Genomic DNA, 20311 nt, shown 5'->3' with positions numbered 1-20311 from the left:
TTGATACATCGACGCGGCGACCGGATCCGAGGCTGCGATCGGTACGCAGGGCTTTCTGGAAGCGAGGGTGGCTGTGCTGGGCCCGAATTGGGTGCGCACGACCGATCTCGCCTCGGTGGACGCCGACGGTTTCGTCACGGTGCACGGCCGGGGCGACGGCGCCATCAATCGCGGTGGATTCAAGATCTTGCCCGAGATTGTGCGCAAGGTACTGCTCGCGCATCCCGCGGTCCGCGATGCCTGCGTGGTCGGTGTGCCCGATCGGCGGCTCGGACAGGTGCCCTTCGCCGCGGTGGAAAAGCGGCGAGGGTTACCTGCCTCAGCGGAGTCCGAACTGAAAGAACTCGTCCGGCAAGCACTTCCGAGTCATCATGTGCCGGTCGCGATCGCTGTGGTCGAACAATTGCCGCGCAATACGGCGTTGAAGGCGAAGCTGGACGAGGTGGCGGCCATGTACGGCCGCGGTCCGGGCACCGGGCGCTCTCGCCGCCGCGGCGGCTCGACGCTGCCGCCGAACTCGACCGTGCTCGGCTAAGGCTTTGTCGCGCCGGTGTTGAAGTTGACGGTGGCGAAGTTGGCGGTTGCGAGTGCGGCCAGTTCGTCGCCTGGCATGCTCCGCACTTCGACCTGGACGACGATGGAGCGCTTGCCCGCGTGCACGATCTTGGTGACGGCGCGCGCCGCGCCGTCGGTGATGGCGCGAAAATAACGCACACTCAGATCCGAGGTGACTACGCCGCCGGTCGGCCGCGTCGCCAATGCCGCCGTGCCCGCCGCGATATCGGCCAGTGTCGCGATCAGCCCGCCCTGTAGTCCACCCGAGGTGTTGACCACGTGCGGAGCGACCGGAAGCTCCCAAACAGGTGAGTCGTCCGCGCCACCGGTTCGGCGGAATCCGATGTGGTCGAGGAGCCCACTGATCGCTTGCATCGCTGTCATGTTTTCGCTCACCTTGTCGCCGCACTGTATTCATTTACTGCCCAGGCGCGACAGCAGGTCGCGTAATGCCGTGATATCGACCTTGCCGGTCGATCCGCGTGGGATGCGCTCGTCGGACTCCAGCACCAACCAGATCGTCGGCACCTTGAACGCGCTGAGCCGTTTCCGCGCGTCGGTGCGGAGCCGATCAATGCAGATATCACCCAGCACGGCCGCGGCCACCTGATCGCTCTGTCCCTGAACGACATTGGTGACGAAGACGTTCTCGACACCGTTGATGCCGCGCAGGGCCTGTTCCACTTCACTGGGGTAGACGGTGGCGCCGCTGACCTTGAACATGTCGTCCGAGCGGCCGTGATAGAACAGGAATCCGCCTTCGTCGAGATGGCCGAGATCCCCGGTGGAATAGAAGCCGTCGACGGTCAGCAGGTCTTCGCGACTGCGGCGGCAGATGCCGCGCAAAGTATGCGGTCCGCGGAGTTGGATCTCACCCACCATGCCCGCTGGTACCGGGCTGCCGTGCGTCGGATCGACGATGCGCACCTTCATACCGGCAAACGGCCGCCCGCAGCTGCCCGCCGCGAGGTCGGGCATATCGGTGTCGGCGCGGTAACCGCAGTAGGGGCCGAAGGATTCGGTCATGCCGAACAGGTTGGCACGCGCACCCGGTCGCGAGCGTTGTTCGGGCGGTAGCAATGCCTCGAGGCTGCCCGGTCGCAGCGCCGAGAGGTCGGCGCCGATCGTATCCGCCTGGCGCGCAAGCGCTTCGGCCTGATCGGGCCAGCCGCGAAAGAGGGTGACTCGCTCGCGCTCCAGCAGTCGCAATGTGGTCTCCGGTCGCGGAATCGCCTCGGTGACCAAGGTGGCGCCCGCCAGCAGCGCGGACAGGACACCACCGCCGAAGCCGCCCACCCAGAAGAAGGGCATAGGCAGGTACAGCCTGGTGTCGCGGTCGATGCATCGGCCGGCGAGTCCGGAGCGCACGGCGCCGAAGGCGTTGCCGTGTGAATGGATCACGCCTTTGGGGAGACTTCGGCTTCCTGAGGTGAACATGATGGTCAGCGGATCCGCGGCGGCGATGGTGCGCGCCAAAGCGGCGGCGACCTCGATGGCCGTCGCGGAGACCGGCAGACCGTCGACCTGATCGACGGTCCACACGCGCCGTAGCGCCGGCAGCGCGGGGTGTCGGATCGGCGCATCGTCGAGATCGGATAGTCCCAGCTCGGATCGAAGGCCCTCGACATGGCGATGCCCGCGGAACTCCTCGACCGCGATCACGAATTCCACTGCGGCGACGCGCAATTGCGCGACCAGTTCCGGGGTCTTCAGCAAGGTGCTGAGCGGGACCAGCACCGCGCCGATACGCGTGAGCGCGACCGCGAACTGCACCCAGCGGACGCTGTTGGGCATGATCAACCCCACGCGGGTGCCCTTGCCGACACCGGCCTCGACGAATGCCGCGGCCAGCTGGTGGGTCGTCGCGTCGAGTTCGGCGTAGGTGAGGTGCGCGGTCGGATCGATGATCGCAGAGTCGGCTCCGTCGCGGTCTGCACGCAGTCGTATCAACGCGTCGACGGTGCATGCGCTCGCCGCGACATCCTCAGGCATCGAACATCTTTCGGAGTCGTTGGACATCGACCTTGCCGCTGGACAGCATCGGTATGTCCGCGGCTCGCGCGAAGACGAACCGCTTGGGAATCTTGTACGCCGAGAGTTCGGTTCGAAGTCGTTCCCGCAGGTCGCCGATTACGCCGCCGTTCGGTGTGACGATCACCGCCGCGACAGTCTGACCTCGATCCGGATCGGGAATGCCGAGCACATGCGCCGCGGCAGCGGTGATCTTGGTGATGGCCTGCTCGACCTCCCCTGGGGAGACGTTCGTGCCTGCGGTCTTGATCATCGAACCATGCCTGCCGATGAAGTACACGAAGCCGTCGCCGTCGACGCGCACCAGGTCACCGGTATGGAACCAGCCGTCGGCATCGAAACTCTCCTCCCGGCTGCGCTTGTAGTAACCCTGCATGACATAGGGCCCGCGAATGCACAGCTCGCCGGTCTCGCCGGTGTCTACCTCAGCACCGGTGTCCGGGTCGACGATCCTGATGTCGAATCCGGGGGCGGGCTTGCCGAATGATCCGCGGCGCTGCTCCGGCTGATCGGATTCGTCGCCGCTCAGCAGTACGACACTGCCCGCTTCGGTCAGACCGAGCATATTGTGGCGCAGTTCGGGATCGCGGGGGCGCACCTCCTCGGCCATGATCGAGTACAGGTTGCCTCGGCGCATACTGGAGAGATCGCGATCGGGGAAGCTGGGATGCCGGGCGAGGTGGGCGCTGGCCGCCGCGAAACCATTTGTCATCGTCGGCTTCTCGGCCACGAGCAGATCGAGGGTCGCACCGGGGTCGGTGGCGTTCGAGCAGACCAGCGTCGATCCGGCGACCAGGGTCGCCAACAGCCCGAAGGCGAATCCGCCGATCCAGAAGAACGGCGAGGTGCAGAACAAGGTGTCTGTCTCGGTGAGCCCGCGGATCTCGTTCAAGTTCCTCTGGTGCTCGAGTAGTGCGCCGTGCGTGTGCACGACTCCTTTGGGCGCGCTGGTGGAACCGGAGGTGTAGATGATGGCCAGCGGGTCCGAGCCGTCGACATCGTTCTCCATCGCGGTGAGCAGTGCTTCGTCGACAGACTGGGCGAAGTGGTCGAGGTCCTCGATACTGCGGACGCGGCGCGGGTCCGTGCCGTAGCTGATCGCGACGTGGCGCAGCTGGGGGACCGCACCGCAGAGCAATCTGCCCCCGGAGTCGAACTTCGAGCTGGTGAGCACCTCGGTCAGCCGCTGGACGTAATTGTGGGAGCGAAAGCTCGCGGCGGCGAGCAGGATTCGGATATCACTGTCGACCAACTGTTCGCGCATCTCGCCGGCGGTGGCGAATGTCGAGAACGGGACGATCACGGCGCCGATGCGCGCGGCGGCGAGCGCGCCGACGACGAAGTCGGCGCTGTTGGGATACAGCAGACCGATATGGGTGCCTTTACCGGCCCCGAGGGCGATGAGCCCGCGGGCGAGCCATGCCGAGCGGCCCTGCGCTTCGCCGTAGCCGAGGCGTTCGTCGTCGCAGATGAACAGCGGATGATCCGGCCTGGTTCGGGCATGCCGGTGCAAGAGTTGCGCGACGGTGGGGGAGTCAGTGGCCATTGTCGCCTCGCACGGCGGCCGCGGGTTCGTTGAAGTGACGCCGTACCGCGCTCAGATCCGCCTTGCCGGACGGTGTTCGCGGAATGGCCTCGACAATCGCGATCGCGGTGGGAATCTCATAGGCCGCCGAGCGCGTTCGGAGGAACTGCACCAATTCGTCGGTTCCGGCGGTCGCGCCATCGCGCAGTTCCACCAGTGCGACCGGTGTTTCCCCGAGGCGCTGGTCGGGCCGGGCCACCACCGCTGCCCCCTGCACGGCGGGATGGCTTTCCAGGGCGGTGCGGACATCGTCCGGCATGATCTTGAAGCCACCACGGATGATCGCTTGATCGACCCGTCCGAGGATCCACAGGAATCCGTCGGCATCGATGCGAGCGATATCGGTGGTGCGGATCCAGTCTCCGTCCGGACCCAGCTGTCCGGGGATGACTTCCAGCAAACCGGTGCGATCGGTGCCGAGTACGGCGCCGTCCTCGCCGACGACGCGCAGCCTCGCGCCGCCGCTCGCGCGGCCGACGCTGCCGCGCTTGGCATTCCAGTATTGCTGGTGGTCGGCCAGCGTCCAACTGGCGACGCCGCCGCCGAATTCGGTTGCGGCATAGGATGTCAGGACGGGGATATCGAACTTCTGGTAGAAGGCGTCGGCGTCGGTGGCCGAGAGCGGTGCCGTGCCGGAGGTGACGACGCGGATGCCCGCCAGATCGTCCTTGCCCAGATCCGAGTGCAGCACTGTGCGCAACGCGGCGGGCACCAGCGAAACCGTGGCCGGACGATGCGCGCGCACCGCCTTGGCCCAGCTGCCGAGTTCGAACCGAGGCAGCAGCACGAACGGCCGGGCCTCGGTGACGCACTGCAGGATTCGGAATACGCCGCCGATGTGGACCAGTGGCGCATTGACGATCGCGATACCGTGTCGTGGTTCGCTCGGTGGCCTCGCACGACCCGGGTCGGTTCCGAGCACGCTGCGCGCCAGCATGTCGTAGGTGATGTCGACGCGCTTCGGGGGGCCGGTAGTCCCGCTGGTCAGCATGTGAACCGCCACCCCCGGCTCGGCCGCACCGGCATCGTTCGGATGTCCGGTGGCGGCGGTCGAGTGCGGCTCTACGTCCAATTCCGATATCGACACCGTCGCAGTGCCCGATTCGGGCGTGACCAGTGCCGCGAGATCGCTGGCACGGCCGATGACCAGCGGTAGCCGCAGCGCGGCGATATCGGCTCGGATCCGGTCGTCACCATGTGCCGGATTGATCACCACGACGCTGCCGCCACCGAGTAGGACACCGAGAAAGGCGGCGACGTGCTCGGGCCGATTGCGCAGCAAAATGCCGACCCTTCGCGGCCTCGCCCCGGGCGCGGTGGTGTAGGAGCGGATGCGACGTGCCATATCGCCGAGCGCTCGCCAGGAGAACCAACGATCGTCGTACTCGATCGCGGGCGTGTCCGGCCGTAGGTCGAGCGCATCGGCGATGCGTCGAATCAGGGGATGGTTGTCGCTCGGGTAATCGTTCATCACCGGATCCTCGGTTCGGTCGGAACACGCTGCGGCGCAGTGCCGTCGCGCTGGTTGGCCAGTTGGGCGGTGCCGATCGGATTGCCGAGGCGTGTATAGATGAGTCCGTGGTCCAGTGCCGCGCGATAAGGCTTGTCGAGTGATTCCCAGATCGCTTTGACCGTGCCCTGCGTGGCCGCCGGCGGTTTGGCGGCGACGATGGCGGCGATCTCGTGTGCGCGGGCCCAGAGCCGGTCGCGCTCGACCACTTCGGTCACCAGTCCGATTCGCAACGCGGTTTCCGCGCCGACCCGTTCGTCATTGCCCATCAGCGCAATGCGCAAGGTGTCGCCGAGGCCGACTCGTCGCATGAGCCCGACGGGTTCCAATGCGGAGACCAGCCCCGCGGAGACATGCGAGTCGAAAAAGGTGGCCTCGGTCGAACAGATCACGATGTCGGCCTCGTTGACGAAGTAGAACGCGCCCGCGGTGCAGATGCCGTGCACGGCGCAGATCACCGGTTTCCACATCTTCTGCCACTTCGGACTGAGTGCTTCACCGGGATCCTCGTGATGCCACACACTGGCGGGCTGCCCGTAGGGTTTCTTGATATCCAAACCGGCGCTGAACGCTCGAGCGCCCGCCGCGCGCATCACGACGGCATTGACCGCATCGTCCAGTTTGACTGTATGCCAGGCACGTTCGACTTCCTGGCACATGGTGCGATCGAAAGCGTTGAGGCGATCGGGCCGATTCAATGTGATGGTGGCTACCCGGTCGACCGGATCCACCTCCAGCAGAATGGTCTCGAAATCGGTATTCATCGGCACTGCCAATCCGGGGTCCGCTTCTCGATGAAGGCCTTGGGCCCCTCGAGCGCGTCCTCGGTCCGGGTGACGCGCTCCCGGAATGATTCGGCGAGCATCTCCGCTTCGTGCAGCGGTACGTCCAGTCCTTTGACGATGGCCAGGCGAGTGCCCCGAACCGCAAGCGGCGCATTGGAATTGATGATGTCGGCGATCTCGTGCGCGCGCTCGAGGAGCCGTTCGTGCTCGACGACCTCGGTGATCATGCCCAACTCGTAGGCGCGCTGCGCGCTCATCCGTTCGTGCCTACCCATCAGCGCCATGCGTAGCGCGACCGAACGCGGCAGCACCCTGGCCAGGCGCACCACCTCGCGGCCCGCGACCAAACCGATGCTGACGTGCGGGTCGAAGAAGCTCGCGCGCTCCGAGGCGATGACGATATCCCCGGTGGTGACCCAGTCGAGCCCAGCGCCGCAACACAATCCGTTGATCGCGGCCAGGATCGGTTTGGTCATGGTGCGGAACGGGGGTGTGCCCTCCTGGGGTGCTTCCCACTGCTCGTAGGTGGACAGATACGGCCGTTGGTCGACGACCTTGCCGTCGCCGGGGATGGCCTTCACATCCGCGCCGGTGCAGAAGGCCCGCCCGGTGCCGGTGATGATGATCGACCAGACCTTGTCGTCATGCTCCGCCTCGTCGTATGCCGCCCGCAACTCGGTGATCATGTGCGGGCTGAGTGCGTTGAGGGCGTCCGGCCGGTTCAGTGTGACGGTGGCCGTATGCCCGTCCACGTCGTATCCGATGGTGTCGAACGGCATGGGATTCCTTCCTGGGCACGGCTGCTGGCACGCACTACTGATATATATACAGTAGACAGTACCGTTAGGCTTCTGCAAAGGTAGCGGATACGCATCGACGACGAAAAGAGGTCCGATGGCCGAGCATGGGCAATCGCCCCCGAGTGGCGCGACGGCCGCCACCGGATCGGCGATTCGTTTCGGCGAGCAACCGCTGCCGCAGACCATGGCCGCTGCCGCCGCCATGCGCAGGCTCAGCGGGTTACTGCTGTCGTTGGAACATCCCCATCCGACCGTCGACACCATGCTCGGGCGATTCGTCGAATGGGAGCGCGAACTGCGCTCGGCGGTTCCGCCGGATCCGGCGCCACGGGTCGGCACCACCCAAAGTGCTTCGCAGCGGGTCTATCTGGACCACGCGTCGGACATCGGCGCATACAATCCCTGTTTCCCGGAATACCGATTCGACCATCTCGACGTCGCGGCGGCCGCCGGCCGGGTCACCTTTCCGCTGGTGCACGAAGGCCCGCCCGGGCTCGTGCACGGCGGGTTCCTCGCGGTCTTCTTCGACGCCGTCGTCCAGCACCAGAGCTGTGCGGTCGGCCTGACCGGCAAGACCCGCTCGCTGAATGTCACCTACCGCCGTCCGACGCCGATCCTCGTCGAGCTGCGATTCGAAATCGTTCGGTCGGTGGGGGAGACCGGTATCGAATCGACCGCGCGGCTGATTCTGGAAGACGAGGTGCTGTGCACGGCAGTCGTCCAGACGGTCGCCTTGCCGCCCGCGCGGCTGTCCGGGGCGCGATACGGAAAGCGATCCCCGAACGAGAAGGAAGAGTCCCGCCGATGACCAGTTCGAGCGACGCCGACGGCCGCGTGCTGTACCACGTGGACCCCGACAAGAGGATGGCCACTGTCACGCTGAACAATCCGAGTCGGCGCAATTCCTACGATGCGGCGATGCGCGACGGTCTGGCCCGGTACCTGGACCAGATCGCGGAGGACGACGACATCACCGTCGTGCTGCTGCGCGGGGCGGGAGGTGTGTTCAGCACCGGCGCCGATATGAACAATGCCTACGGCTGGTACGGCGAGGGAGCCGGAAACGGCAAGCGAGCCACCAAGAGTCGGCCCAGCCAACGACGACGGCTGACGGTGGACCGCAAATCGTTCGACTTCTACCACAATTTCCTCGGCTTTCCGAAGGTCACGGTCGGTGAGATCAGCGGCTACGCACTCGGTGGCGGTTTCGAAATGGCGCTGATGACCGATATTTCGGTGATCTCGCGGGATACGAAAATCGGTATGCCCGCGACACGTTTCCTCGGCCCCGCGCTCGGTAGCCTGCATATGTTCTTCCACCGACTCGGTCCGGTGCTCGCGCGCCGACTGCTGTTGACCGGCGACATCATCGAAGCGGGCGGCGTCGAACATCTCGGCGTCTTCACCGAGACGTGCGAACCGGCCGCGGTGGCGGCGCGGGCGCGGTACTGGGCCGAGAAGGCCGCGAAGATGCCCGCCGATGGTGTCGTCATCGCCAAGGAGGCGTTCCGGCTCGTCGAGCAGAGCCAGGCATATCAAGGCGAGGAAGTGGCCAGCTATCTCTTCCACGCATTCGGGACCAATCTGCAATTCGCTCCCGGCGAATTCAACTTCGTCAAGACACGCGCCGAGCACGGGACCAAGGAGGCATTCCGACTGCGGGACGAACACTTCGATGTCCCGGAACCCGAGGTGCCGTAGCGGGTCGGCTCACGAAGGGCGCGGCGCGATTGTTTCTCGCCGGGCCTCGATCAGCCTATTCGCGTCATCGAGAAGGCATTTCAGACCGTATTCGAAGTTCCGCTCATCGGGTGCGCCCGATTTCCGGCCCTTGGCCATTGCCTCGGCGAGCAGCGGAGTTGTCTCGGATTCGATCAGGATGTCGTCGTAATAGGCGCCGCCTTCGGCATCCAGTTCCTTGTTCTTGTCGTAGAGCCGTTGCAGTACAACCGATCCGCGGATGTGCAGATTGATCGCGGAATAGGTGTCGAAAGCCTCGTCGACGGACAGCCCGGCCTCCACCAGGCTGGCTACTGCCTGCTCCATCTGCTCGGCACCCAACCTGGCGGCATGCGGGCTCAGCGCCGACCTGATCAGGATCAGGTCGCAGAGGATGGGATTTCCCAGAAAGGTCTCGCGCATCATGTGCGCGTGCTTATTCAGCGTCTCGCGCCAATCGCTGGCCTCGACGAAGGGTGTCGCGAAGACATACTGACTCAGCGCGCGATCGGTCATCGCGTTCAGCAGGTCGTCCTTCTTGCGGAAATACCAGTAGATACTGGTGACTCCGACGTCGAGATGCTTGCCGAGCAGCGGCATGCTCAGGCCGTCGATCGATACCTGTTCGGCGAGTTCGAACGCGCCATCGATGATATCGGCCGCATTGAGAGAGCCGCGCTCACGCCTCGGCCGCTTTGCTGCGGCGCTCCTTTTCGTCATTCCAGCTTCCATTCCGTGTGGAAGATCGAAGCTAGCACAGCAAAGCATACTGCTGTTATTACTGTTGTCACATTCTGGGGCGGTTGGGGCGGTGCTCGAGGTAGGGCGCGCGGCTTGCTATCGACCCTGGAAATCCGGTGTGCGACGCTGCTGGAAGGCGGTCAGGCCCTCCTTGAAATCTCTGGTGCGGCAAGCGAGTTCGAGGGCGAAGAGTTCGTGGTCGAGTGCTTCGGGCAAGGTTGCGTGCTGATTGTGATGGATGGCCTGTTTGGTGAGTCCGAAGGCGATGGTCGCCGCCGCGCTCAGGCGGGTGAGCAGTGCCTCGGTGTGCTGTTCGAGTTCGGCGGGGTCGGTGACCTGATGGATCAAACCCCAATCGGCCGCGTCGGTGGCCCCGACCTTCTCGCCCAGCAGCAGTAGTCGTCTGGCTCGGGTGAGTCCGACGAGGCGCGGCAACAGCCAGGTGGATCCGGTGTCCGGACTGAATCCGCGAGCCAGGAAGGGCTCCCAGAACACGGCATCGGCGGCGGCGATGGTGAAATCGGCCGCGAGCGCGAGGTTGCATCCCATACCCGCCGCCCAGCCGCGGACGGTGCACACCACGGGCAGCTGAACGGTATGGACGAGTTCGATGACACGGTGCGCGGTATGCGGTATGCGCCGGACGAGGTCGCCGGTCCGGGCGCGGTTTCCGCCGCTGTTGGTGGCGACCCAGTCCACCCCGGAGCAGAAATCGTTGCCCGTGCCCTGGATGTGGATGACGCGCAGGGTGTCGTCGGTGGCGGCGGCGGTGAGCGCGCCGACCAGATCATCGATCATCGTGGGGCTGAGTGCGTTGCGCCGGGCAGGACGGTTCAGGGTCAGGCGTAGCAGAGCGCCGTCGCGGTGGCTGTGCACTGTGCCGTCGGTGGTGTCGTCATCGCTCACTGTTGTACCTGCGTCTTCTCCGGCCGCGTACGGTTCGCACCATACTGTTAGATATACAGTATCTAATACTGTCAACCGCTGCGAGGTGGTGATCGCGCACTCGGTCGCGACGGCGAGCACGATGGCCTCCTCGGCACCGGCCGGGAGGGTGACGAGCGTGTCGCGATGCGCGGTCTAGGGGATGACTTGGCCGATACCGAGCAGGTTGCCCTCGCTGTCGCGGAACCATGCGCCCCGCTCGGCTCGCCCCTTGCTCGGATAATTGCCCGCGATGTCCATGATCCCGTTCACGGTGCCGTCGTATTCTTCGAACACCACGCCGCGGGACCGCAGGCCCGCGACGGTTGCCTCGATGTCATCGACGTAGAAACCCATTTGGGTGAACGAGCCGTCGGACGCACCGGCGGAGGCGAACAGGCAGAAGACACCCGACGCACCTTGGTAACGCAGGCCGCCCTCGCGTTCCTCGACCGGTTCGAGGCCGAGTTTCTCGGCGTACCAGCGGCGGGCTCGGGCCAGGTCCTCGGTGGGTATGCGGGCTTCGATGTGTGCGTTGCTCAGCATCCTCGTCATGCTAGCCAGCCACACGCACGGTATCGGCCAGATCGCCGTTGCCTCGGATTTGCATGTCGGCGAGCGTGGGTGCTGGAAGACTCGTGGGTCGGAACGGTCACCGTGACTGAGGGAGTTTGCGACGTGGAGGTCGTGTACAACATCGTCGTCGTCGCCCATCTGCTGGGTATGGCGGCGGTTGTCGGCGGGTATGTCGCCGGACAGCCGGGCGTATCCGAGCTGATGGTGTGGGGTGCGCGGGCACAGCTCGTCACCGGTTTGATCCTGGTAGGTATGGCCGATTCGATCGATTCGCTCGGCAAGGATCCGAATATGGCGAAGATCGGCACCAAGTTGGTCATCTCGGTATTGGTCGCTGCTTTCGCGGAGATCGGCCGTGCCGATGCCAAGCGGGGCAAGGCGGTGCCGTGGATGACGCATGCATCCGGTGGTCTGGCGATCGTCAACGTGTTCATCGCAGTGCTGTGGACCTGATCGACCAGTCCTTCGACATCACGTCACCCAGGCCGTACCTTCGTTACAGGACGGAAGTAACGGAGGGCATCGGATGCGGGTCGATATCGAATTCACCAGCGGCGCAGTGACATTGCGGGGCTGGCTCTTCAGGCCGGAAGCGGCGTCGGGCCCGGTCCCGCTGGTGGTGATGACACACGGCTTCGCGGGCGTCAAGGAATGGGTTGCCCCATTCGCCGAAGTGTTCAGCAAGGCGGGCCTGGCTTGTCTGGTGTACGACCATCCTGGATTCGGGACCTCCGATGGCGAACCGCGTTACGAGGTCGACCCCGTCGCCCAGATCGAGGGCTATCGCGATGCGATCACGTTCGCGCAAACCCTGGAGGGCATCGATCCGGAACGCATCGGCATCTGGGGAACCAGTTTCGCGGGCGGCCACGTTTTGGTCGTCGCGGCGACCGATCGACGCGTGCGCGCGGTGGTGTCGCAGGTGCCACTCACCAACGGCTGGGCCAACTTCCGCAGTCTGGTCCCCTCCATCATGCTGCCCGCGGTCCATGCGGCCATCGCCGCCGACCGGCAAGCCCGCGCCTCGGGCAAACCGCATCAGATGATCAAAGCGGCCTCCGATGATCCCACCGAACTGGTCGCCATGCCCGGTATCGAGGTCTACAACTGGTTGATGGCCAACGGTCCGCAGATCCCCACCTGGCGCAACGAGGTCACCCTCTCCAGCGTCGACAAGTTCCAGTCCTACGCCCCGGAAGCCTTCCTGCGTCGCGTCTCTCCGACGCCACTGCTGATGGTGATCGCCGACCAAGACACCCTGACGCCGAGCGATATCGCCCTGCAGAGCTACGCCGAGGCGCTGGAACCCAAACAACTGGCGCTGCTTCCAGGTCCGCACTTCGCCGTCTACGAGGAGCAGTTCGAACTCGCGTCCAGCGTCGCCCGTGACTTTCTGCTTGCTGAGCTGAACGGATAGCGCCTTCAGGCGAATACCGGTAGCAGTTCGGCCCACTCGGGAGCGATACCCGTGCCCGACGAGCGGCCTCGGAGTCGGCGGCCGACCCAGGGCGGCATGTGGATTGTCATCCAATGCAATTCTGCGGGGAGTACCTAGGCGAAGGTGCGCTCGAGTGGTGGCAGTGGGTCGCGCCAGCTGGTGTCGGAGCCGGGAAAGGCGACGACGCGGGCGACCAGCGTGTGGCCGAGGAGCTGAGGTGAAGTCGGTCCTCGGCCCGTACGCGCGGATGTGTGGCGGCGGCGTTGGGTTCGAAGCCGATCAGGGTAGCGCCGTATCCATTGGACAGTCGGCGCATTTCGGCATCGAGTGCACGAACGGGCGGGCCGGAATTGGAGCCATGATCTCAGAGCGGCCGGAACCCGGCACCGACCGCACCCGACCGATCCATCTCACGCAGGATTACGCCGATGTCGATCGCCACGGCCGGATCGTGCACCGGCGCCGCGCCGCAGGCGATGTCGAAGACGATCACGCCGAGCACCATGACCCCGATATGCCCGATATTCATCCCGACCAGGCGGTCACCGAGGGTGACCGGCCCGCCCGAATCACCCGGCCTGGAGCAGAGCTGACTCTGGAACCACCACCCGTGCGTATCCCACACCACACCACAGTCGAAGCCGGAGGTCCGGCCGTTCTTGCAGACGATATCGCCCGGTCGCGGCGGTGTGCCGATGCCACCGATGAAGGTCTGCGCTACCTGGCGAACCGGCGTGACTTTGGTGCGGTCGAATTCGATGACCGCGAAGTCGTTGCTGTGGTCGACCGTGGCGACGGTGCCGACGACGCCCGCCTGCTGTGTCTCGGCCTCGACGGACATACCGATCTCGGCGCAGTGTCCGGCGGTGATCCCGACCATCCGGTCGGCGCTGTCGTAGCCGACCGTGGTGAGCGTGCATACCGCTCGGCCCTCGATCAGGATGCCCGAGCCGCCGCCCAGTGTCGCCATCTGTGCGGCCGTCACGTCACCGGGGAGCCCCGAGGGGGCGATGACCGCGATGACCGCGGCCACGAGCACGCGTATCCCGATCCCGCCCATGGCAACCATGTAGCTAACTGTCCGCCGTGGTCGCAGCTTCTCGGTGTTCGCTTTCGTTGCAGGTGGGAAACAGTTTGATGTCGCCGGATCGGCCGTCCTGCTCGAGCGGGCGTGCGGTGCACACGGAATCTCCACAATTGACGCGGGTTCTCTCCACAGCGGGTGGCTAGGGTTTCGGTTCATGGAACAGCACGCGGCGGGCAACGGGCAGGCGGCGCGACGGATTCTGGTGGTCGACGACGAGGTGACCATCGCGGAATCGGTGGCGGTGCGCCTGCGGGCCGAGGGGTTCACCGTCGATCTGGCGCATGATGGTCCGGGGGCGGTCGCGACGGCCGAGGCAGTGGTGCCCGATCTGGTCGTGTTGGATGTGATGCTGCCCGGATTCGACGGTCTCGAAGTATGTCGCCGCATCCAGGCCGCGCGTCCGATCCCGGTTCTCATGCTCACCGCGCGTACCGATGAAACCGATCAGCTCATCGGCCTCGGCGTCGGTGCGGACGACTACTTGACCAAACCGTTCTCGCTTCGTGTCCTCACCGCGCGCGTGCACGCCCTGCTGCGCCGGCTGGATCGCGTCGCCGAGCGTGACGGCGCCACCATCATCGTCGGTGACCTACGCATCGATGTGGACCAGCGTCGTGTGTGGCGCGCCGATATCGAAGCACAACTCACCCCGCTCGAATTCGACCTGCTGGCTCGGCTGGCACGACGGCCCCGCGTGGTGCTGGCCCGGGAACGGTTGCTCGAAGAAGTGTGGGACTGGGCCGACGCCGCGGGTACCCGGGCGGTCGACAGTCATATCAAGGCGTTGCGCCGCAAGCTCGGCGCGGATGTGATCCGTACGGTGCACGGTGTCGGCTATGCGTTGGATGCGCGATGAGCGATCACGTCACCGAGGATGTCGTGCGCGCGGGGACGCAGTGGCGCGCAACTGTTTCGCGGAAGCTGCGCGGCATATCGGACGCGATAGCGGAAGTGGTGCCGCGACCGCTGGATCCGGTGAAATCGATCAAGCTGAAGTTCGCGATTCTGATGCTCGGGTCGGCCGGGGTGGCATTCGGCTTCTTCCGGCTGCGGATCGGCTGGCTGCCGCCGAAGACGACGATCGCGGCGACGGTGATCGCGCTGATCACCTCGCAGATCCTCGCGCACGGCACCACTCGGCCGCTGCGCGAGATGACCGCGGCGGCCAAGCGGATGGCGCAGGGCGACTACACCCGCCGGGTACGGGCCAGCTCCCGCGACGAGGTCGGGCAACTGGCGGTGGCCTTCAATCAGATGGCCGCCGACCTGGCCGCCGCCGACCAACAGCGCCGCGACCTGATCGCCAATGTCTCCCACGAACTGCGCACCCCGATCACCGCGCTGAATGCGGTGCTGGAGAACATGGTCGACGGTGTCTCCGAACCCGACGACAAAACCCTGCGCACCGCACTCGCCCAAACCGAACGGCTCGGCCGACTCGTCTCCGAACTGCTCGACCTGTCCACCATCGAATCCGGCGCCCGCGCCCTCGACCGCGAAGAACTCAGCGTCACACCGCTGTTGGCCGAGGTCATTGCCGAGGCCGAGGTGGCCGCGGCGGCGCTCGGGCGCGGCGTGCGTTTCCGCACCGACGTGCAACCGAGCAGCGCAAGCGTTTTCGCAGACCGTGCACGTTTGCATCAGGTGCTGCTCAACCTGCTCGACAACGCCGCCCGTCACGGACCCGCCGGCGGGGAAGTCCGCATCGAGGCCCGCGCCGACCGCGGTGGTCTCGTCATCGACGTCCAAGACCAAGGCCCCGGCATCCCGATCGCCGAGCGCGCCACCATCTTCGACCGCTTCACCCGCGGCGGGCGCACCGACGGCGGCGGTACCGGCCTGGGCCTGGCCATCTCCCGCTGGATAGTCGATCTACACGGCGGCACCATAGCCGTCGCCGATCCGGGCTCGCGCATTCGCGTGGTACTTCCGGCCCCCTAACGCCCAACGTTCCGCAACCCGGACCTCGCAGGTTCCGGGACGATCACGCACGCCCGTAGGAGGGGATACCTTTGCCAGACCGATCCGATCCATCGCAACCCGAATCATCTACGCCACCCGCAGCGATATCGGAGCCGACGGTACGAGCCGAATCGGCAGCCGACGCTCCGAACGCCGCCGACTCTTCGGCCGAAACAGCGACACCGTCCGAGCCCGACAACCTGTCCACATCCGAATCCGCGGGTGATGCGCCCACCTCAGCCGAGTCCGGGGGTGATTCGGTTCCGGAGGCTGTCGAGGCGTCGGCTGCGTCGTCCGCTGAACGGGCGTCGGACGTATCGGATTCGACGAGCGAGGATGTGGCGCAGACGGAATCGGGCGAACCCGCGGGCACGTCGACGCCGGATCGGGGAGTGCCGTCGAATGGCACATCATCAGGAATGGCGTCGAATGCGCCGCCGACCTCGCCGAGTGTGTGGTCGAGCCCGTCGAGTGTGCCGATCAGCCCGTCATCGACCGCGCCGCCGCCCATGATTCCGCCGGTTCCGCCGTCGAGCTCCGCGTTGCCCGCACCGCGACCCTGGCCTGTACAAGTGCCGAGGTGGCGGCGCATCGCCTGCCCGCCAGGCGTATTGCCCGCAGCGGGCATCGCAGGTCTCGCGGGCGCAGTGTTCATCCCATTGGACCGTCCCGGAATCGGTTGGGTACTCGCCGGTTCGGTAGCAGCGGCCGCGGTATTCACAGTGGACCGCCGCGCTCGTCGTACGGCGGAAGCGGCCGTCTCGGCACAGCATTCGGCCGCGTCCGAGGAGACGAGGCGTGATCCAGGACGCCTGGCACCTGAGATACCTGGTGTTCGGACGTTGCTCGAAGATGGCGGCGCGCAGTCCGATCGATCCGACGTCAACAGCGGCGGTTTGGTGGAGGCCGATGCAGCGTCGATACCGAATTCGCCGGAATCGCCCATCTCGAAAGCGACCGAGCGCGGATCGGGGAGCTCGGATCCGGTCGGTACCGGCGGTCGGACGACTGTGGAAGACGGTGGTGTGGAAGCTGATCCGGGTGGATCGGGATTCGGTGACCGCGCACTGAATTGGGGGCGGGTTTGGTGGACGACCCTGGCGTTGGCGCTGCTTGCCGTCGGGGCGGTGCGGGCTGCCGGGTGGCTGTTCGCGCTATGTGTCGTGGGGGCTGGGGTGGCCGGGTCGTTGGCTGTAGTCGGGCGGCGGTCGGTGTACGGCGCGTGGTACGACGTGATCGCGGTGCCGATCGAGTCGATTGCGGGCATTCCGTGGGTGTATTCGGCGTTCGGGCGGATCGGTGACGGTCGGGCGCGCCGGTCGTGGCGAGCCGGGATGTCGGTTGCGGTGACGCTCGCGTTATTGGCGGTTTTCGTGCCGTTGCTGGGCGGCGCCGATGCGACATTCGCGAAGCTGCTCGACGCGGTAACGCCGGAGATCGATGTGCCATCGGTTGTGCAGTGGATCGTGCTGTTCGCGGTGCTCGGTCTGGGCAGCGTCGGGGCCATGTATCTGCTTGCGGGTCCGCGAGCCGCGGCGACGGGTGCTCCGTCCGGCCGAGGCCTGCGACGGTTGGAGTGGGCACTGCCGGTGGGCGCGTTGACGATCCTGTTCGCGGTCTTCGTCGCTGCCCAGTTCGTCGCGCTGTTCGGCGGTGACGACTACGTGCAGCGCACCGCGAATCTGACCTACGCCGAATACGCGCGCAGCGGATTCTGGCAGCTTTCGATCGTCACCATCCTCACCCTCGCCGTAATCGCCGTCGTATTGCGTTGGGCCGCACAGGAATCCTCCGCCGACCGAGCCTGGCTGCGGGTCCTGCTGTGCGCGATCGCCGTGCTGACGCTGATCATCGTGGCCTCCGCCCTCGGCCGCATGTGGACCTACCAGCAGGCATACGGCTTCACCGTCATGCGCCTGCTGGTCGAGGTGTGCGAACTCTGGCTGGGGCTGGTGTACCTGTTGATGATCGCCGCTGTCCTTCGCTTGGACGGCACCTGGCTCCCGCGCGCCGCCATCGGCACCGCCATGTCGACACTGTTCGCGCTGGCCGTGCTCAACCCGGAAGGCCTTGTGGCGGAACGGAATATCGACCGCTGGGAGCACGGCAAGAACCTCGACACGCTCTACCTCGGCAGACTCTCACCCGATATCGTCCCCGCCGTCGAGCGGCTTCCCGAACCGCAGCGCGGCGAAGTGCGCTCCGCGATCCGCCGCGATCTCGACGAAGATACGTGGCAGGGGTGGAACCTGTCGCGCGTGAACGCCCGCTAGAGCGGGTGTACATGGACTCAGCGCCCATTTCTGTCCTGATCCCGCGGATTGGGCGCTGAGTTCGACGGTATCGGCCAGCGCGGCGCGAGCAGCCGGGGTGCGTCCATCGTGCCGACCACCAACGCCCATCGGCTTTCGCTACTCGGAACCGACACGGCGTCTCCTGTTCCCGAGGCGACGCACTGTTCCGCCGGGGTAACCACATTCCGTCAAACCCCTGTGACACTGACCAAGTGATCGTCGGACCCGCGCGTCAGCAAGATATTCCAGCCTTTCTGTCGCTGGCGGCCGAGGTCGAGCACTGGTTCGGTCCGATGGTCGACGCCCCCGACTTCCACGAGGCTCTGGAAAACAACATCCGGCGCGGCACAGCCCTCATTGCATCGTCAGGACCGAATGCCCTCGGCGGCTTCTCCAGGTATCCGCTGGTAACCGCTACATCTGCAGATCAGTAGCCCAATACATCGCGCGCGCTGGTCGTTGATGTGCCAAGAGTGTGCCAACTTGCGGGGAACCGGCTCAGACCGCCACCGTGCAGGCCAGGATCACCCGCGCGAAGAAGACCTTGGCGGCGGCCCGGGTGCCGTTCGAGGTGCCGTCGGCACAAGAGCGGGCCGAGCGCCTCGGCTCGGTGCTCAGCGTGATCTATCTGATCTTCACCGAAGGCTCCACGGCCAGCTCCGGTGACGAGCTGATCCGATTCGAGCTAGCGGGTGAGGCACAGCGTCTCGCGCGGGTGCTCACCCGGCTGGTGCCGAACGAAACCGAGGTCTACGGTCTGCTCGCACTGCTCGAACTGACCGCGGCGCGCTTCCCGGCCCGCACCGGACCGGACGGCGAGCCGGTGTTATTGGAGCAGCAGGATCGCCGCCGCTGGGACCGTGCCGCGATCCGCCGGGGACGGGCGGCCCTGGCCCGCGCGGAGCAGGTCGGCCGTGGCCTCGGCGCCTACGGCTTGCAGGCGGCGATCGCCGAATGTCATGCCGTCGCAGCCAGCGTCCAGGCGACGGATTGGGAGCGCATCGTGCTCATTTACGAGGCGCTCGGCAGACTGGCCCCGTCCCCGGTGGTCGACCTCAACCGGGCGGTGGCAGTCTCGATGGCCCAGGGACCGGCTGCGGCGCTGCCGATCGTGGACAGGTTGGCGGCGGCTGGGGCGCTGCCGAATTCGCATCTACTGTCGAGCGTTCGCGGTGAGCTGCTCACCCGCTTGGGACGCACCGATGAGGCACGCACCGAACTCGAGCGCGCGGCACAGCTATGCGGCAACGAGCGCGAGCGAACGGTGCTGCGGCGCAAGCTCGCTGCGCTCGGCTGAGGCGGGCAGTCGCGTCGATGCTTCGGTGACGCTTCGAGTTTCAACGGTCTCAGCTCACGGTGTTGCTCCGCTCCTGGCGCTCTCTGGGGACGAGCAGCGACAGCAGGGCGATGACCAGTCCGCCGCCGACCAGATACAGGCCCCAGCTGCCGGTGAGCAGATCGCGGTAGTCGCTGCGTAACTGGTGGTCGAACTGCTCGTCCAACCGCCATGTCAGCACCCCGAGTGCGACCAGACCGACGACCACGCCCAGCCAGCCGATCATGCGGGAGCCGAACAGCGCCGCAATCAAGACCGCGACCGCGACGCCGACGATGACGACGGTCAGCGACGTCTGGAACGAAACCGACTGAGCACCGATCTGGTCGAGAGTAAGCCCGGAGCCGAAACCCTCACGCAGATCTTGGAACCGAACGTCACGGGCCCCGATCGTGCCGATGAGCGGACCGAACGCGCCGACGGCCACGGCGATAGCGCAGACGAGCAGCAAAAGGTGTACGAAAGTTCGCATACTTCCACGGTATTGCGGCCAGGCTGTTCGCATCAGCCCTGCGCGCGCACCCCAGCTCATCGACGCAATCCTTCCCAAGATCGTGCAACATGCCGCACAATCCGGTCCGCGCGATCCCAACGTGGACCAGCTCATTCAGCAGGGAGTCACTCGAACCTGGCTTACCGATCGGCCATCAGCCGGTTCCATTCGGCATCGACACCGCCAGGATCCATCGCGCCCGCTACGTGAATGTCGGATCGGCATCCGTCAGTCCATCTGGCGGATGCTGGGAATCGCGATTTCTGTGATCTGTTGTGCCGCGTCCCTTGGCTGTCGGACGTATTCGTGAGGTGTCCAGATCCAGTCGAGCACGGTGGAACGGGCTCTTCTTCGGTTTCAGCGTTGCCGCAGCTTCGGTGCCGTTGACCAGCGTGAAGCGGTTTCCAGTTAACGGGCATCGGCATGCCGTCGATCCTGGATCGGTCGTCGGCGCGCCATACGCCGCCGCTGGTCG

General features: G+C 65.8%; 20 protein-coding genes and 2 pseudogenes. 10 read left to right on the top strand and 12 right to left on the bottom strand.

What is annotated here, in order from left to right:
• Window positions 1-7 precede the first annotated feature (7 nt).
• Window positions 8-535, top strand: a pseudogene (locus tag ACIBW7_RS34380) (hypothetical protein); the annotation flags it as partial.
• Here the strand turns inward: ACIBW7_RS34380 and ACIBW7_RS34375 are convergent.
• From ACIBW7_RS34375 to ACIBW7_RS34350, 6 genes are read right to left on the bottom strand one after another with little or no spacing between them, the layout of a single operon-like run.
• Entirely contained in the window at window positions 532-939 is a 408-nt protein-coding gene (locus ACIBW7_RS34375; RefSeq protein WP_397053718.1) for a PaaI family thioesterase, read from the bottom strand. The pseudogene ACIBW7_RS34380 and the gene ACIBW7_RS34375 sit on opposite strands and share 4 nt — an antisense overlap.
• Window positions 940-969: 30 nt before the next feature.
• Window positions 970-2547, bottom strand: coding sequence for a class I adenylate-forming enzyme family protein (locus ACIBW7_RS34370; protein WP_397053716.1), 1578 nt, complete (start codon window positions 2545-2547; stop codon window positions 970-972).
• Window positions 2540-4132 (bottom strand): class I adenylate-forming enzyme family protein, encoded by a 1593-nt coding sequence (locus ACIBW7_RS34365; RefSeq protein ID WP_397053714.1) that lies wholly within the window; start codon window positions 4130-4132, stop codon window positions 2540-2542. The genes ACIBW7_RS34370 and ACIBW7_RS34365 overlap by 8 nt, the downstream gene beginning before the upstream one ends.
• Window positions 4122-5642 (bottom strand): class I adenylate-forming enzyme family protein, encoded by a 1521-nt coding sequence (locus ACIBW7_RS34360; RefSeq protein ID WP_397053712.1) that lies wholly within the window; start codon window positions 5640-5642, stop codon window positions 4122-4124. Before ACIBW7_RS34360 ends, ACIBW7_RS34365 begins: the two co-directional genes overlap by 11 nt.
• Window positions 5642-6451 (bottom strand): enoyl-CoA hydratase/isomerase family protein, encoded by an 810-nt coding sequence (locus ACIBW7_RS34355; RefSeq protein ID WP_397053710.1) that lies wholly within the window; start codon window positions 6449-6451, stop codon window positions 5642-5644. The genes ACIBW7_RS34360 and ACIBW7_RS34355 overlap by 1 nt, the downstream gene beginning before the upstream one ends.
• Window positions 6442-7245 carry an enoyl-CoA hydratase/isomerase family protein gene (locus ACIBW7_RS34350; RefSeq protein WP_397053708.1) on the bottom strand — a complete coding sequence of 268 codons (804 nt, stop codon included), beginning with the start codon at window positions 7243-7245 and terminating at the stop codon, window positions 6442-6444. Before ACIBW7_RS34350 ends, ACIBW7_RS34355 begins: the two co-directional genes overlap by 10 nt.
• 115 nt (window positions 7246-7360) lie before the next feature.
• Here ACIBW7_RS34350 and ACIBW7_RS34345 point away from each other — a divergent pair, with 115 nt between their 5' ends.
• Window positions 7361-8074, top strand: a complete 714-nt coding sequence (locus tag ACIBW7_RS34345; RefSeq protein ID WP_397053706.1) for a PaaI family thioesterase — start codon at window positions 7361-7363, stop codon at window positions 8072-8074.
• A complete protein-coding gene (locus ACIBW7_RS34340) occupies window positions 8071-8967 on the top strand; it encodes an enoyl-CoA hydratase/isomerase family protein (protein ID WP_397053704.1) in 897 nt (298 codons plus the stop codon). The genes ACIBW7_RS34345 and ACIBW7_RS34340 overlap by 4 nt, the downstream gene beginning before the upstream one ends.
• Window positions 8968-8976: 9 nt before the next feature.
• Here the strand turns inward: ACIBW7_RS34340 and ACIBW7_RS34335 are convergent, their stop codons facing one another.
• From ACIBW7_RS34335 to ACIBW7_RS34325, 3 genes are all read right to left on the bottom strand, one after another.
• Entirely contained in the window at window positions 8977-9705 is a 729-nt protein-coding gene (locus tag ACIBW7_RS34335; RefSeq protein WP_397053702.1) for a TetR/AcrR family transcriptional regulator, read from the bottom strand.
• 117 nt (window positions 9706-9822) lie between these two features.
• Window positions 9823-10632, bottom strand: a complete 810-nt coding sequence (locus ACIBW7_RS34330) for an enoyl-CoA hydratase/isomerase family protein (RefSeq protein ID WP_397053700.1) — start codon at window positions 10630-10632, stop codon at window positions 9823-9825.
• 174 nt (window positions 10633-10806) lie between these two features.
• Complete coding sequence (locus tag ACIBW7_RS34325; protein WP_397053698.1) at window positions 10807-11196, bottom strand: VOC family protein; 390 nt, start codon at window positions 11194-11196, stop codon at window positions 10807-10809.
• A 177-nt stretch (window positions 11197-11373) separates the two neighbouring features.
• Between ACIBW7_RS34325 and ACIBW7_RS34320 the strand changes: the two genes are divergently transcribed.
• Together ACIBW7_RS34320 and ACIBW7_RS34315 are read left to right on the top strand one after the other, a co-directional pair.
• A complete protein-coding gene (locus ACIBW7_RS34320; protein ID WP_397053935.1) occupies window positions 11374-11679 on the top strand; it encodes a hypothetical protein in 306 nt (101 codons plus the stop codon).
• 73 nt (window positions 11680-11752) lie between these two features.
• Entirely contained in the window at window positions 11753-12643 is an 891-nt protein-coding gene (locus tag ACIBW7_RS34315; protein WP_397053696.1) for an alpha/beta hydrolase, read from the top strand.
• A 385-nt stretch (window positions 12644-13028) separates the two neighbouring features.
• On the opposite strand, the gene ACIBW7_RS34310 is transcribed toward ACIBW7_RS34315, so the two are convergent.
• Window positions 13029-13733 carry a S1 family peptidase gene (locus ACIBW7_RS34310; RefSeq protein WP_397053694.1) on the bottom strand — a complete coding sequence of 235 codons (705 nt, stop codon included), beginning with the start codon at window positions 13731-13733 and terminating at the stop codon, window positions 13029-13031.
• 172 nt (window positions 13734-13905) lie between these two features.
• Between ACIBW7_RS34310 and ACIBW7_RS34305 the strand changes: the two genes are divergently transcribed.
• Together ACIBW7_RS34305 and ACIBW7_RS34300 are read left to right on the top strand one after the other, a co-directional pair.
• On the top strand, window positions 13906-14607 hold the full coding sequence (locus tag ACIBW7_RS34305) for a response regulator (protein WP_397053692.1): 702 nt from the start codon (window positions 13906-13908) through the stop codon (window positions 14605-14607).
• The gene (locus ACIBW7_RS34300; protein ID WP_397053690.1) at window positions 14604-15692 is read left to right on the top strand and encodes an ATP-binding protein; all 1089 of its coding nucleotides are present in this window, start codon (window positions 14604-14606) and stop codon (window positions 15690-15692) included. The genes ACIBW7_RS34305 and ACIBW7_RS34300 overlap by 4 nt, the downstream gene beginning before the upstream one ends.
• Window positions 15693-15735: 43 nt before the next feature.
• On the opposite strand, the gene ACIBW7_RS34295 is transcribed toward ACIBW7_RS34300, so the two are convergent.
• Entirely contained in the window at window positions 15736-16368 is a 633-nt protein-coding gene (locus ACIBW7_RS34295; RefSeq protein WP_397053688.1) for a hypothetical protein, read from the bottom strand.
• Window positions 16369-16738: 370 nt separating this feature from the next.
• Here ACIBW7_RS34295 and ACIBW7_RS34290 point away from each other — a divergent pair, with 370 nt between their 5' ends.
• From ACIBW7_RS34290 to ACIBW7_RS34280, 3 genes and pseudogenes are all read left to right on the top strand, one after another.
• A complete protein-coding gene (locus ACIBW7_RS34290) occupies window positions 16739-17986 on the top strand; it encodes a DUF4153 domain-containing protein (RefSeq protein WP_397053686.1) in 1248 nt (415 codons plus the stop codon).
• A gap of 233 nt (window positions 17987-18219) precedes the next feature.
• On the top strand, window positions 18220-18441 hold the full coding sequence (locus ACIBW7_RS34285) for a hypothetical protein (RefSeq protein ID WP_397053684.1): 222 nt from the start codon (window positions 18220-18222) through the stop codon (window positions 18439-18441).
• Window positions 18442-18509: 68 nt separating this feature from the next.
• A pseudogene (locus ACIBW7_RS34280) lies at window positions 18510-19304 on the top strand (RNA polymerase sigma factor); the annotation flags it as partial.
• A 49-nt stretch (window positions 19305-19353) separates the two neighbouring features.
• Here the strand turns inward: ACIBW7_RS34280 and ACIBW7_RS34275 are convergent.
• Window positions 19354-19815, bottom strand: coding sequence for a hypothetical protein (locus ACIBW7_RS34275; RefSeq protein ID WP_397053682.1), 462 nt, complete (start codon window positions 19813-19815; stop codon window positions 19354-19356).
• Window positions 19816-20311 lie beyond the last annotated feature (496 nt).

This window comes from Nocardia sp. NPDC049526 (assembly GCF_044465765.1).
Taxonomy (GTDB): domain Bacteria; phylum Actinomycetota; class Actinomycetes; order Mycobacteriales; family Mycobacteriaceae; genus Nocardia.
This window is presented reverse-complemented; position numbering and strand designations above follow the sequence as displayed.